Source organism: Streptomyces sp. NPDC001515 (assembly GCF_053597115.1).
The window spans coordinates 49,051-63,021 of record NZ_JBSFHN010000002.1 but is presented as its reverse complement, the minus strand read 5'-3'; the positions used below and the strand labels follow the sequence as shown (position 1 = coordinate 63,021).

Genomic DNA, 13,971 nt, shown 5'->3' with positions numbered 1-13,971 from the left:
GGCGGCCCGTCCGGCGGGAAGGGAGGTCAGCTCCGCCAGACGTCGGCGGTCAGGGCGACCTTGCCGGAGGACGGCACCGTGCCCGTGCGGTTGGCGCCGCTCTCCCAGGTGACGTTGCCGTTCGCGTCCTTGCGGATGTACTTGTACGCGAACGTGGTGCCCGCGGGCATGTTCACGTCGAGCTTCCAGACCGGGTACGTGGCCGGGTCCAGCTTCAGGGCGCTGCCGGTGTTCCAGTTGCCGAGGGCGGGCTGGTCGCCGGTGACGTAGATGTTCTGGCCGAGCTGGGTGGTGGCGGTGACGCCGAAGGAGGCGCCGGAGGTGCCCGCGCCCGTACCGGGGTCGGTGCCGGGGTCGGTGGAGCCGCCGCCGCAGGTGCGGGCACCGGTGTGCAGGGCCAGGGCGGTGTCGGCGCCGAGGGTGGCGGTGAACTGGCCGGAGCCGTTGACGGTGACGCCCTTGCCGGACTGGACGTCGCAGTAGTCGCCGGCGGGCAGCGAGGTCTGGAAGGTGCGGGTCAGCGAGGAGCCCTCGTGGTTGATCGCCACGTACGCCTTGGAGCCGCGGCCGAAGGCGATCTGGTCGCCGCCGTTGTCCCACCAGTTGGTGACGGCCTCGCCGCGCGCGGTGTTACGGAAGCCGACCATGGAGGAGATCTCGCGCCAGGCGTGCTGGCACTTCCAGCCGTCGCTGTAGCAGGCGTTCACCGTGCCGCCGTTCGGCGGGCCGGCGTCCTTGTCCGACCACTCGTAGCCGGAGTGGACGTCGGGCGAGCCGTAGGGCCAGGCCAGCATGAACACGCTGGCGAGCGTGTAGGAGGCGCCGTTCTTGTAGTTCAGCGTCTCGCCGTTGCGCTCGGTGTCGTGGTTGTCGACGAAGACCGCGGCCCGCGACGACGGCATGAAGCCCCAGCCCTCGCCGAAGTTCTTCAGATAGGCGAGGTTCTCGTTGGTGAAGACCTGCTTGAGGCTCCGGGCGTAGCGGAACTCCTGGACGTCGCCGGTCCCGGCGTACTCGTCGGGCGAGACGGCCTCGCCGGCGCCGTAGATCGCCTCCTGCTTCCAGTAGGCGTTGGGGTTGCTCAGCCGGGACTTGATATTGGCGAGGTCGGCGGCGGGCATGTGCTTGGCGGCGTCGATGCGGAAGCCGTCGACGCCGAGCGAGAGCAGGTCGTTGAGGTAGCCGGCGATCCTGCCCCGGACGTAGTCCTCACCGGTGTCCAGGTCGGCCAGCCCGACGAGTTCGCAGTTCTGGACGTTGGCCCGGTCGCCGTAGTTGGTGATCTGCGACTGGCAGTCGTTCATGTCGTTGACCGAGTACAGGCCGGGGTAGTCGTACTTGCCGTACGAGGAGCCGCCGGTGCCCGTGCCGGAACCGGCCGACATGTGGTTGATGACCGAGTCGGCGACGACCTTCACGCCGGCGCCGTGGCAGGTGTTGACCATGTTCGCGAAGGACGTGCGGTCGCCGAGCCGGCCGGCGATCCTGTAGCTGACCGGCTGGTAGGAGGTCCACCACTGGCCGCCCTGGATGTGCTCCTGCGGCGGCGAGACCTGAACGAAGCCGTAACCGGCCGGGCCGAGCGTGTCGGTGCACGCCTTGGCGACGGAGTCGAACTTCCACTCGAAGAGGACGGCGGTGACGTCCTTGGTGCCCGGGGCGGATGCCTGGGCCGTCGTGGCGGGGGCCACGAGGGCGGCGGCTCCCGCGACGAGGGCGAGCGCGGCAGACAGGGGTCTGCGGGCCATGTCTTTCCTCCTGCTGTGGGGGAAACGCGGGTGACGGTGCAGCCTCATACGGCAACGCGCCCTGCCCTCAAGGCTCTGAAGGTTCTTGCTGCAAGAATGCAAACCTTGCCGCAGCGAGACCGTACGAGTCCGCCGGTGCGCGGTCAACCCTTTGGACATGAGCTGCTCACATCCGCGAAATCATGCAGATTTCTTCCTGCAAGGTCTTACGCAAGACATTGCAGCCCTGTTACGTTGCTCGCGACTCCGGTCCGGTCGGCCGGGGGTCCCGTTACCCCGGGCCCCACGCGCCCGGCCGGCCGGGCCGGTCACACAGGGGGCGCACCGGAGGTCACACTCCCCGCCGGCCCGTCCGGGCCGACTTCCGGTGCCTCTCCCCCGTGTACGCGAACACGCGAGGCCGGGTCCCCCCTCCGGACCCAGCCTCCCCTTCCCTTCCCCTCCGCCTCACGCGCCCCGCAGCGCCGCCGTCGACCCCCGTACGACCAGCTCCGGCTGGAAGACGTACTCCGTGCGCTGCACGGGGCTGCCGCCGATCTCCTCCAGCAGCGCGCCCACGGCCGCCGCCGCCATCGCCTGGACGGGCTGGCGGACCGTGGTCAGCGGCGGGTCGGTGAAGGCGATCAGCTGGGAGTCGTCGAAGCCGACGACGGAGACGTCGCGCGGGACGTCGAGACCGCGGTCGCGGGCCGCGCGGACCACGCCCAGGGCCATCAGGTCGCTGCCGCAGACGATGCCGGTGCAGCCCCGGTCGAGCAGCGCGCCCGCCGCCACCTGCCCGCCCTCGACGCTGAACAGCGTGGAGCAGACGAGGAGTTCGGCCTCCGAGCGGTCCAGCCCCAGCACCGAGACCGCCGCGTCCACGAAGCCGTCCCGCTTGCGGCGGGAGGGCACGTAGCGCTGCGGCCCGATGGCGAGGCCGACCTTGCGGTGCCCGAGTTCGGCGAGATGGCTCACCGCCATGCGCACGGCGGCGGCGTCGTCGGGCGAGACGAACGGGGCGCTGATGCGCTCGTTGTAGCCGTTGATCAGGACGAACGGCACCCCGCGCTCGGTCAGCGCGGCGTAGCGCGCCGGATCGGCCGAGGTGTCGGCGTGCAGTCCGGAGAGGAACACGATGCCGCCGACGCCGCGTTCGACGAGCTGCTCGACGAGTTCGTCCTCGGTGGCGCCGCCGGGCAGCTGGGTGCAGAGCACCGGGGTGTAGCCGTGCCCGGCCAGGACCTGTTCCACGGACTGCGCGAACGCCGGGAAGATCGGGTTGGTCAGCTCGGGCGTCACCAGCCCGATCAGCCCGGCGCTGCGCTGCCGCAGCCGTACGGGGCGTTCGTACCCCAGGATGTCGAGCGCCGCGAGCACCCGCTGACGCGTGGTGTCCGCGACGCCCGGCTTGCCGTTGAGGACCCGGCTGACGGTCGCCTCGCTGACGGCCGCCTGGCCGGCGATGTCGGAGAGCCTGAGCGCCGAACCGGCCCTGGGCGGGGGGACGGTCACACCGTCCACCACACCGTGGTGTCGGCGGGCAGCTCGACCTCGGGACCGTCGGTCTCGACCGGGGTGCTGGACAGCAGCGGGGTGCCGTACGCGGGGATCCGGACCGGGGCGCCGGTCGTGTTGACGGTGCAGACGAAACCGGGGCGGGCGAGAACGAGGACGCCCTCGGGGGCGTCCAGCCACTCCACCTCGGTTCCGGCGCCGAGGCCCGGGTGGGCGCGGCGGGCGGCGATCGCCGCTCGGTACAGCTCCAGGGTGGAGCCGGGCGTGCCGGTCTGGGCCTCGACGCTCAGCTCGCCCCAGCCGGCCGGCTGCGGGAGCCAGCTGCCGCCCGCGCCGAAGCCGTACGAGGAGCCCTCGCGGGTCCACGGGATCGGGACGCGGCAGCCGTCGCGGTAGCCGTCCTGGCCCTCGGCGCGGAAGAACGAGGGGTCCTGGCGGGCCTCGTCGGGCAGGTCGGTGACGTCGGGCAGGCCCAGTTCCTCGCCCTGGTAGACGTAGGCGGAGCCGGGCAGCGCCAGCATCAGCAGGGTGGCCGCGCGGGCCCGGCGCAGGCCCAGCTCGCGGTCGCCCGCGGTGCGGATCTGGGTGCCGAGGCCCGCCGGGTTGGCGAAGCGGGTGGCGTGCCGGGTGACGTCGTGGTTGGAGAGCACCCAGGTGGTGGGGGCGCCGACCGGGCGCATCGCGTCGAGCGAGGTGTCGATGACCTCGCGCAGCGCGGCGGCGTCCCAGGCGGTGGCCAGGTACTGGAAGTTGAACGCCTGGTGCATCTCGTCGGGGCGCACGTAGTTGGCGGTGCGTTCGACCGTGGGCGTCCACGCCTCGGCGACGGCGATCCGCCCACCCGTCGCCCGCCGCCGCCCTTCCGAGGAAGGCCCTCCGGGCCCCATTGCATCCGGGTACTCGTCGAGGATGGTGCGCCAGCTGCGGTAGATCTCGTGCACCCCGTCCTGGTCGAAGAACGGCATGACATCGTTTCCGAGCAGCTTCAGCTGGTCGTGGGTGCCCAGGTCGGGCAGGCCCTCGGCCTTGACCAGGCCGTGCGCCACGTCGACCCGGAAGCCGTCGACGCCCATGTCGAGCCAGAAGCGCAGGATCGAGCGGAACTCGTCGGCGACGGCCGGGTGCTCCCAGTTGAAGTCCGGCTGCTCGGGGGCGAAGAGGTGGAGGTACCACTCGCCGGGGGTGCCGTCCGGGTCGGTCGTGCGGGTCCAGGCGGGGCCGCCGAAGATGGACTCCCAGTCGTTGGGCGGGAGTTCGCCGTTCGCGCCCTTGCCGGGGCGGAAGTGGTAGCGGTCGCGCAGGGCGGAGCCGGGGCCCTCGGCCAGGGCGCGCTTGAACCACTCGTGCTGGTCGGAGGAGTGGTTGGGCACCAGGTCGACGATGATCCGCAGGCCCAGGGCGTGGGCGCCGCGGATCAGCGCGTCGGCGTCCAGCAGGCTGCCGAACATCGGGTCGATGGCCCGGTAGTCCGCGACGTCGTAGCCGGCGTCGGCCTGCGGGGAGGCGTAGAAGGGGCTGAGCCAGACCGCGTCGACGCCGAGGTCCTTGAGGTACGGGAGGCGGGCGGTGACGCCGGCGAGGTCGCCCATGCCGTCGCCGTTGCCGTCGGCGAAGCTGCGCGGATAGACCTGGTAGATCACCGCGTCCTGCCACCAGCCGGTGCGGTGGCCCGGGGCGTCGTCGGACGTGCCGGTGGAGGGGGCAGCGAGGTGCTGGGTCATGTCGTCCCTGGGGTGTCTGGGTGGGGGTGGCGCCGGGACCGGGTCGGGATGCCGGCGCCACCGTGACGGTGCGTGGGGGTCGTACGGCCGCGTGCTGTCGGCTCAGCCCTTGACGGCTCCGGCGGACATGCCGGTGACCAGGTGCTTCTGCGCGAACAGGAAGACCAGGGCCGCGGGTATCGCGATCAGCACGGACGCGGCGGTCATCGGACCCCACTGGGCGCCGTACTGGTTGACGAACAGTTGCAGCCCTCCGGCGAGGGTGAGGTTGTCCTCGCCGACCATGAAGGCGGAGGCGTACGCCACTTCGCCCCAGGCGGTGATGAAGGAGTAGAACGCGGTGACGGCGAGACCGGGCTTGGCCAGCGGCAGGATCAGCCGCCAGAAGGTGCCGAACGGGGTGAGCCCGTCGACCTGTCCGGACTCGTCGATCTCGCGCGGGATGGTGTCGAAGAAGCCCTTCATCATCCAGGCGCAGAACGGCACCGAGATGGTGAGGTAGGTGATCACCAGGCCGGCGGGCTTGTTGAGCAGCCCCATGCCCGACATGATGTTGTAGATCGGCACGATGAGGACGGCGACCGGGAACATCTGGGTCACCAGCAGGGTCCACATCAGCCCGCGCTTCCCGGGGAAGCGGAAGCGGCTGACGGCGTAGCCCGTGGAGGCGGAGACGATCACGCCGAGGAGCGTGGTCAGTCCGGCGACGACGACCGAGTTGCCGAACCACGTGAGGAACTTCGTGTTCTGGAGCAGGTTCGTGTAGTTCTCGAAGGTCGTCTCCTTGAAGAAGTCCGTGGTCGTCGCGTACGCGGCGGGCTTCAGCGAGGTGAGCAGGACCCAGAGGACGGGGAAGACGGCGATCACCGAGGCGACGATGAGCGTCAGGTGCAGTCCGGTGGAGGCCAGCGGCGAGCGTTCGCCGCGGCGGCGGACCTTGCGCGCGGAGTGCCGCGCGGCGGGGGCGGGTGCGGTGGTCACCAGTCATCTCCCTGGGTGCGGAGGACTCGCCGGTAGACCGCGGCGAAGACCATCAGGAGGACGAGGATCAGCACGCCCCAGGTGGAGGACTGCGCGAAGTCGCGCGGGCTGATCTCGAAGGAGAACTTGTACGCCTGGGTGACGAGGATCTGGGTGGCCTCACCGGGTCCGCCGCGGGTCAGCAGGAAGATCACCGGGAACATGTTGAAGGTCCAGATGGTGGAGAGCAGGATCACCGTCGTGGAGACCGGGCGCAGTCCGGGCAGCGTGACGTGGCGGAAGCGCTGCCAGGCGGTGGCGCCGTCCATCTCTGCGGCCTCGTACTGCTCGCTGGGGATGGACTGGAGCCCGCCGAGGAGGGCGACCATCATGAAGGGCACCCCGAGCCACACGTTGACGGCGATGACGGAGAACTTCGCCCAGGTGGGGTCGTTGAGCCACGGTATGCCGTCGAAGCCGGCCCCGGAGAGGATCTGGTTGAGCAGCCCGCGGTCCTCGTTGTAGAGGAAGCGCCAGGCGAAGACGGAGACGAAGCCGGGGATGGCCCAGGGCAGGATGAGCGCCATGCGGTAGGCGGAGCGGCCGGCGATCTTCCGGTTGAGGATGTTCGCCAGGGCCATGCCGAGGGCGAAGGTGATGGCCACACAGGAGACCGTCCACACCAGGGTCCAGCCGAGCGTGCCGAGGAACTGGTTGCCGGTGAGGGCGTCGGTGTAGTTGTCCAGGCCCACGAACTTGTACGTGGCGGGCAGGTGGTTGACACCGATGGACCGCGCGACGTTGCGCTCGTTGGCGTCGGTCAGCGACAGGTAGATGCCGCGGACCAGGGGGTACCCGATGATCACGCCGATCACGACGACGACCGGGGCCACCATCGTCCAGGCGTACCAGTGCGTCGACAGGGCCCGCCGGAGCCTGCTCGGCGGCGGGGGGTTGCCAGTACCGCGGCTCCGGCCGCGGGCGACGATGTCGTCGCCCGCGGCCTTCGCCACCGACTGGCTGGTGTGGACAGCCATCAGTCGGCCTGCCTTCCTGAGTTACTTCCAGCCCTTGAGGAGCTTGCGGTAGGAGTCGCCGGTCGTCTTGACCGCCTTCTCCGGGGAGGTCTGGCCGGTGAGGACCTTGGTGTACTCGGTGACCAGCGGGGCGAAGAGGCTGCCGGTCTCGGGGATCCAGGGGCGCTCGACCGCGCTCTCGACGACCGGCTTGAAGAAGCCGACGATCTCGTTGTCGACCACGGACTCCTCGGCGTAGGCGGAGGTGCGGGTCGGCAGGAGGTTGAGCTCCTTGGTGACCTGGGCCTGGGTCTTGACGGAGGTCATGTAGTCGACGAAGGCGTAGGAGGCGTCGAGGTTCTTGGAACCGGCGTAGACGGCCAGGTTGTGACCGCCCTGCGGGGCGCCCTGGGCGGCGGAGCCGGCCGGGACCGGGGCGACGCCCAGGTTGGCCTTGTCCGCGAACTCCTTGCCGGCGTAGGTGTCGGCGACGGCCCACGGGCCGTTGATCATCATGGCGACCTTGCCGTCCTTGAAGGACGACTGCATGTTCTCCCAGCCGTCCGTCGCGTCCGTCTTGGCGGCGCCGGAGTCCACGAGGTCCTTGACGACCTTCATCGCCTTGACGCCGGCGGCGTTGTCGATGGTGACGGTCTTGGAGGAGGCGTCGACCATGTCGCCGCCCTCGCCGTACAGGAAGGAGAGGAACCAGTACGCGTCGTCGCCGCGCAGGTAGAGGCCGGTCTTGCCGGTCTTGTCCTTGATCTTCTTCGAGACGGTCTTCAGTTCCTCGACCGACTTCGGGACCTCGACGCCGGCCTCCTTGAAGATCTTCTTGTTGTAGAAGATGCCCATGGAGTCGATGACCTGGGGCACCGCGTAGGTCTTGCCGTTGTACTTGGTGGAGGCGGCGGCCTGCTTCAGGAAGTCGTCGGGCTTCTTCAGCGCGGTGGTGCCGTCGAGCGGGGCCAGGTAGCCGAGGTCGGCGAACTCGGGCGTCCACGCGACCTCGGAGCGGATCACGTCGGGGGCGCCGGCGTTGGCCTGGGCGGCGTTCTTGAACTTGTTCTGCGCGTCACCGAAGGGGACGTTGACGTACTTGACGTCGACCTTCGGGTGCAGCTTCTCGAAACCCTCGGCGATCTTCTTGAAGACCTTGTCCTCGCTGCCCGCCGTGGAGGTGTCCCACCAGGTGACGGTGCCGGAGAGCTCGCCGGAGCTCTTCGAGGTGCCGTTCGAACTGTCGTCATCGCTGCCGCAGGCGGTCGCCGCGAGCGCCAGGGCCGCGACCAGGGCGGTGGCCGTTATGCCACGTCGCATCTGAACTCCTTCAACTGCCGTACCGCTCCGTCGCGGCGCCGGGTCGACGTGAACGTAACAAGGATGAAAGACGACCGAAAGACTTTGCGGAAGATTTCTGCAAGCTTCGGTGATCGTTACATTCGCGTGTCCTCACGGTTGCCGTCAAGCCTCTTGACGGAACCCGTTATCCCCTGGCAGAAGCGCCCCGCCTCGGGTGATTCCGCAGTGCGACGATCCGACCGCAGACGGCAGGACGGCGCCGCAAGACCTTGCAAGACATTGCCGCGAGCCCACCGGATCGCACCGCAAACGGCCCGCTCCGCCCCGCCGCGACGGCCGCCTCGGGCCGTTGCCCCGGGCACCGCCGCCCGAATCCCGGGCCTGGTGGGCAATCCGACCCGCTCCCGGTACAGTCCAGTGCCATGACCGCACGGCTTGCCGATATCGCCACTCAGGCGGGGGTCAGCGAAGCGACGGTCAGCCGCGTGTTGAACGGCAAGCCCGGCGTCGCCGCTGCCACCCGCGAATCCGTCCTCGCGGCGCTCGACGTCCTCGGCTACGAGCGGCCCGTGCGGCTGCGCCGGCGCAGCGCCGGTCTCGTCGGCCTGATCACGCCGGAGCTGGAGAACCCGATCTTCCCGGCGCTCGCCCAGGTCATCGGCCAGGCGCTGACGCGCCAGGGCTACACCCCGGTGCTGGCCACCCAGACCCCCGGCGGCTCCACCGAGGACGAACTGACCGAAATGCTGGTCGACCGGGGCGTCTCCGGGATCATCTTCGTCTCCGGGCTGCACGCCGACACCTCCGCCGACATGGGGCGCTACGAACAACTGCGCGCGCAGGGCGTGCCCTTCGTGCTGGTCAACGGCTTCTCGCCCAAGGTGCAGGCACCTTTCATCTCGCCGGACGACCGGGCGGCGATGCGGCTGGCGGTGACCCATCTCGTCTCGCTCGGCCACACCCGGATCGGGCTGGCGGTGGGCCCCAAGCGCTTCGTCCCCGTGCTCCGCAAGATCGAGGGCTTCCACGCCACGATGCGCGAGCAGTTGAACCTCGCGGCGGACGACGTGGAGGAGCTGATCCAGCACTCCCTGTTCACGCTGGAGGGCGGCCAGGCCGCCGCGTCGGCGCTGATGGAACGGGGCTGCACGGCCGTCGTCTGCGCGAGCGACATGATGGCGCTGGGCGCGATCCGCGCCGCCCGCCGGCTCTCCCGCGAGGTGCCGCGCGAACTGTCCGTGGTCGGCTACGACGACTCGCCGCTCATAGCGTTCACCGATCCGCCGCTGACGACGATCCGGCAGCCGGTGACGGCGATGGGCCAGGCTGCCGTGCGCACGCTCCTGGAGGAGATCGGCGGCACGCCCGCCCCGCACAGCGAATTCGTCTTCATGCCCGAGCTGGTGGTGCGCGGCTCCACCGCCGCGGGGCCAGGCGCCCCGGCCACTCCGGCCGTTCCAGGATCCCACGCGCGCCCGTAGACCGCCGTTCCGGGTCCACAGCACTCGGTAAACCGCCGTTCCAGGATTCACGCGCGCCCGTAGACCGCAGGACGGTCCCGCACGCGTTCCCCTCCCGCAGGACGTGCGGGCCGCCCCTCACCGGAGGATCATCGGGCGAAGGGGACGAATCTGGCAGACTCTGTGCCTATGGGTGAATTGAGCGTGAAACCACACGAAGGCCGGTCGAAGGCCACCCCGACACCCATCGTGAACGAGGCGGCCGACGAGGCGAAACCGAGGCGTACCGCGTACGCGGACCGGATCGGCGGACTTCCCGCCCGGATCGGCTCCGCGCTGAGCGGTCCGCACTCCCCCCGGCGGCCACGGCTCTGGTTCGAAATCCTGCTCATCGCGGTCAGTTACTGGCTGTACTCGCTGGTGCGCAACGCCGTCCCGGAACAGCGGACGGCGGCCCTCGCCAACGCCGACTGGATCTGGTCGGCCGAACACTTCCTGGGCATCGCCGTCGAGCAGTCCGTCAACCACGCGGTCAACTCGGTGACATGGCTGATCGTGTCGATGAACTACTACTACGCGACGCTGCACTTCGTCGTGACCGTCGGCGTGCTCGTCTGGCTCTTCCGCCGCCACCCCGGCCGCTACGCCCCCGCCCGGCTCGCGCTGTTCGCGACGACCGCGGTGGCCCTGCTCGGCTACTACCTGTACCCGCTGGCCCCGCCCCGGCTGATGAACGGCGGGCACTTCATCGACACGGTCATGATCCACCAGACCTGGGGGTCCATGGCCTCGGGCAACTTCAAGCAGATGTCCAACCAGTACGCCGCGATGCCGTCCATGCACATCGGGTGGTCGCTGTGGTGCGGCCTGACGGTCTTCGCCCTGGCGTCCGCCCCGTGGGCGCGGATCCTGGCCCTGGTCTACCCGGCCGTGACCCTGATGGTGATCGTGTCCACGGCCAACCACTTCTGGCTGGACGCCGTGGGCGGCATGGCCTGCCTGGCCTTCGGTTACGCGGTGTCGTACGCCTGGTACGGGGCGCTGCCGCACCACCTGCCGAAGCGGATCGCGCCGAAACCCGCCCGGCGACCGCGACTGCGGGCGGTGCGCCGGCCACCCCGGCCACTGCCGGACGGGCCCCGCCCGCAGCGCCGGGGCGCTCAGGCCGCCCCGTAGAACAGCTCCTCCACCACCGCACGCGCCCGGCGCGTGATCCGGCGGTAGTCGTCGAGCATGTCCCCGACGTGCCCGGACTCGTAGCCCAGGTAGCGGCCGACGGCGGTGAGCTCCCTCGGCACGGACGGGAAGGTGTCGCCGGGCCGGCCCCGGACCAGCATCACGGCATTGCGCACCCGGGTCGCCAGGACCCACGCCTCGTCCAGCGTCCGGGCGTCCTCGCCGGAGATCAGCTCGGCCGCGCGGGCGGCGGCCAGCGCCTCGCGGGTGCGGGTGGTGCGCAGCCCCGGCTCGGCCCAGCCGTGCCGCATCTGGAGCAGCTGCACGGTCCACTCCACATCGCTCAGCCCGCCGCGCCCCAGCTTGGTGTGGAGCGTCGGGTCCGCGCCGCGCGGCAGCCGCTCCGACTCCATGCGGGCCTTCAGCCGCCGGATCTCCCGCACGGCGTCCTCGCCCAGGCCCTCCGCCGGATACCGCAGCGGATCGATCAGGTCGACGAAGGCGCGGCCCAGGTCCGCGTCGCCCGCCACCGGCCGGGCCCGCAGCAGTGCCTGGCTCTCCCACACCAGCGACCAGCGCCGGTAGTACGCCTCGTACGACTTCAGGGTCCGCACCAGCGGACCGTTCTTGCCCTCGGGGCGCAGATCGGCGTCGATGAGCAGCGGCGGGTCCGCGGTGGGCAGCTGGAGGAGCCGGCGCATCTCGGTGACCACCCGGTTCGCGGCCCGGCCGGCCTCCTGCTCGTCGACGCCCTCCCGGGGCGCGTGGACGAACAGCACGTCGGCGTCGGAGCCGTAGCCCAGCTCCTGGCCGCCGAAGCGGCCCATGCCGATCACGGCGAAGCGGGTGGGCAGGGTGTCGCCCCACTCCGCGCGGACGGCGGCGCGCAGCGCCCCGGCGATCGTCACGGCGTTCAGATCCGTGACGGCGCCGCCGACCCGGTCGACCAGCGCCCCGGGATCGGGTTCGGCCGGGTTCTCCTCCGTGCCGTAGGAGCCGATGAGGTCGGCGGCGGTGGTGCGGAACAGCTCGCGCCGGCGCACCCCGCGAACCACGGCGACGGCCGATTCGGCGTCCTCCGCGCGCCCGACGGCGGCCAGCACCTCCTGCTCCAGGTTCTCCCGGGTGCGGGGCTTCAGCCCCTGCGGGTCGCCGAGCAGCGCGACGGCCTCGGGGGCCCGCATCAGCAGATCGGGGGCGAGCCGGCCGGCCGACAGGACCCGGGCCAGGTTCTCCGCCGCCGCGCCCTCGTCGCGCAGCAGCCGCAAGTACCACGGGGTCTTGCCGAGGGCGTCGGAGACCTGGCGGAAGCCGAGGAGCCCGGCGTCCGGGTCGGCGGAGTCCGCGAACCAGCCGAGCAGCACGGGCAGCAGGGTGCGCTGGATGGCGGCCTTGCGCGAGACGCCGGAGGACAGGGCCTCCAGATGGCGCAGGGCGGCGGCCGGGTCCTCGTAGCCGAGCGCTTCCAGCCGGTGCGCGGCGGCCTCGGTGCTGAGCCGGGACTCCCCCGGTGCCAGCTGGGCCACGGCGTCGAGCAGCGGCCGGTAGAACAGCTTCTCGTGGAGCCGGCGGACCACGGAGGCGTGCCGGCGCCAGGCCTGGTTCAGCTCGGTGACGGGGTCGGTGCGCAGCCCCAGCGAGCGGCCGATCCTGCGCAGGTCCGGCTCGTCCTCGGGGACGAGGTGGGTGCGGCGCAGCCGGTAGAGCTGGATGCGGTGCTCCAGGGCGCGCAGGAAGCGGTAGGCGTCGTCGAGCTGGGCGGCGTCCACCCGCCCCACGTAGCCGCCCGCCGCGAGCGCCCGCAGCGCCTCCAGCGTCGATCCGCTGCGCAGGGTGGCGTCGCTGCGGCCGTGCACGAGCTGGAGGAGCTGGACGGCGAACTCGACGTCGCGCAGTCCGCCGGGGCCGAGCTTGAGCTCCCTGTCGACCCGGTCGGCGGGGATCGTGTCCACGACGCGGCGCCGCATCTTCTGCACGTCGGACACGAAGTTCTCGCGTTCGGCGGCCTGCCAGACCAGCGGGGACACCGCCTCGACGTACTCGGCCCCCAGCTCGGGGTCGCCGGCCACCGGCCGGGCCTTGAGGAGCGCCTGGAACTCCCAGGTCTTCGCCCAGCGCTGGTAGTAGGCCAGATGCGAGGACAGGGTCCGCACCAGGGGCCCGTTGCGGCCCTCCGGACGCAGGTTGGCGTCCACGGGCCAGATGGTGCCCTCGACCGTGGTGTCGGAGCAGATCCGCATCATGTGGGCGGCGAGCCGGGTGGCGGCCTGCATCGCGGCGCTCTCGTCGGCGTCCCCGGCGGGTTCGCCGACGAAGATGACGTCCACGTCGGAGACGTAGTTCAGCTCGTGGCCGCCGCATTTGCCCATGGCGATGACCGCGAGCCGGCAGCGCGCGGCGTCGGAGGGCTCCGCCGTGCGGGCGATGGCCAGGGCGGCCCGGAGCGTCGCGGTCGCCAGATCCGCCAGTTCGGCGGCGGTCTGGGCGACGTCCGTCGTCCCGCACACGTCCCGGGCCGCTATGGCCAGCAGGCACCTGCGGTAGGCGACGCGCAGCGCGTCGGGGTCGGCGGCGTCCGCCAGTTCCCGTTCGAACTCGGGGACGCCGGGGTGCAGGTCGGCCGCCTCGTACGTGACGAGCGCCTGCCAGTCGCGCGGGTGGCGGGCCAGGTGGTCGCCGAGCGCCTCGGACGCCCCGAGCACGCCCAGCAGCCGGTCCCGGAGGGGTTTGGCCGTGACGAGCGTGTCCAGCAGGATCTGCCGTTCGGCGGGCTCCTCGGCCTCGACGAGCCGGACGAGGCCGCGCAGCGCCACATCGGGGTCGGCGGTGGCGCCGAGTGCTTCGAGCAGGACGGGGTCGGAGCGTACGGAGGAGAGGTCGGGCAGGTCCAGCAGCCGCTCGGCGGCGGACGGGTCGGTGAATCCGTGCCGCAGCAAGCGGGTGAACGTACTGCTCCTGCGCCCCGGCAACGTCGTCATCCCGTGCTCTCTTCCGCTCGCCGCCCGATCACGTTCCAGCCTTCCGAGCCTAGCGGGGTGCGCGTGTGCGGGCTCCCTGCGTACGGGTTCCGTCCTCGAGCGCCGGACGGGCT

9 protein-coding genes are annotated in these 13,971 nt (G+C 71.2%); 2 read left to right on the top strand and 7 right to left on the bottom strand.

The features are described 5' to 3' along the window. Positions 1-26 precede the first annotated feature (26 nt). The 6 genes from ACWCXC_RS03940 to ACWCXC_RS03915 form a co-directional block, all read right to left on the bottom strand. Entirely contained in the window at positions 27-1,748 is a 1,722-nt protein-coding gene (locus tag ACWCXC_RS03940; protein ID WP_450886474.1) for a carbohydrate-binding module family 20 domain-containing protein, read from the bottom strand. A 447-nt stretch (positions 1,749-2,195) separates the two neighbouring features. Further along, positions 2,196-3,254 carry a LacI family DNA-binding transcriptional regulator gene (locus ACWCXC_RS03935; RefSeq protein WP_450682330.1) on the bottom strand — a complete coding sequence of 353 codons (1,059 nt, stop codon included), beginning with the start codon at positions 3,252-3,254 and terminating at the stop codon, positions 2,196-2,198. Continuing rightward, positions 3,239-4,966 carry a glycoside hydrolase family 13 protein gene (locus tag ACWCXC_RS03930; RefSeq protein ID WP_450886471.1) on the bottom strand — a complete coding sequence of 576 codons (1,728 nt, stop codon included), beginning with the start codon at positions 4,964-4,966 and terminating at the stop codon, positions 3,239-3,241. Before ACWCXC_RS03930 ends, ACWCXC_RS03935 begins: the two co-directional genes overlap by 16 nt. 102 nt (positions 4,967-5,068) lie before the next feature. After that, complete coding sequence (locus ACWCXC_RS03925) at positions 5,069-5,947, bottom strand: sugar ABC transporter permease (RefSeq protein ID WP_450682332.1); 879 nt, start codon at positions 5,945-5,947, stop codon at positions 5,069-5,071. Continuing rightward, positions 5,944-6,963, bottom strand: coding sequence for a carbohydrate ABC transporter permease (locus tag ACWCXC_RS03920; RefSeq protein ID WP_450886469.1), 1,020 nt, complete (start codon positions 6,961-6,963; stop codon positions 5,944-5,946). The genes ACWCXC_RS03925 and ACWCXC_RS03920 overlap by 4 nt, the downstream gene beginning before the upstream one ends. A gap of 21 nt (positions 6,964-6,984) precedes the next feature. Next, positions 6,985-8,262, bottom strand: coding sequence for an extracellular solute-binding protein (locus ACWCXC_RS03915; protein WP_450684174.1), 1,278 nt, complete (start codon positions 8,260-8,262; stop codon positions 6,985-6,987). A 404-nt stretch (positions 8,263-8,666) separates the two neighbouring features. Between ACWCXC_RS03915 and ACWCXC_RS03910 the strand changes: the two genes are divergently transcribed. Continuing rightward, positions 8,667-9,725 carry a LacI family DNA-binding transcriptional regulator gene (locus tag ACWCXC_RS03910; protein WP_450886466.1) on the top strand — a complete coding sequence of 353 codons (1,059 nt, stop codon included), beginning with the start codon at positions 8,667-8,669 and terminating at the stop codon, positions 9,723-9,725. Between the two features lie 183 nt (positions 9,726-9,908). After that, positions 9,909-10,880 (top strand): phosphatase PAP2 family protein, encoded by a 972-nt coding sequence (locus ACWCXC_RS03905; RefSeq protein ID WP_450886464.1) that lies wholly within the window; start codon positions 9,909-9,911, stop codon positions 10,878-10,880. Here ACWCXC_RS03905 and ACWCXC_RS03900 read toward each other — a convergent pair. Further along, a complete protein-coding gene (locus ACWCXC_RS03900; protein WP_450886461.1) occupies positions 10,865-13,858 on the bottom strand; it encodes a bifunctional [glutamine synthetase] adenylyltransferase/[glutamine synthetase]-adenylyl-L-tyrosine phosphorylase in 2,994 nt (997 codons plus the stop codon). The two genes, ACWCXC_RS03905 and ACWCXC_RS03900, sit on opposite strands and share 16 nt — an antisense overlap. Positions 13,859-13,971 lie beyond the last annotated feature (113 nt).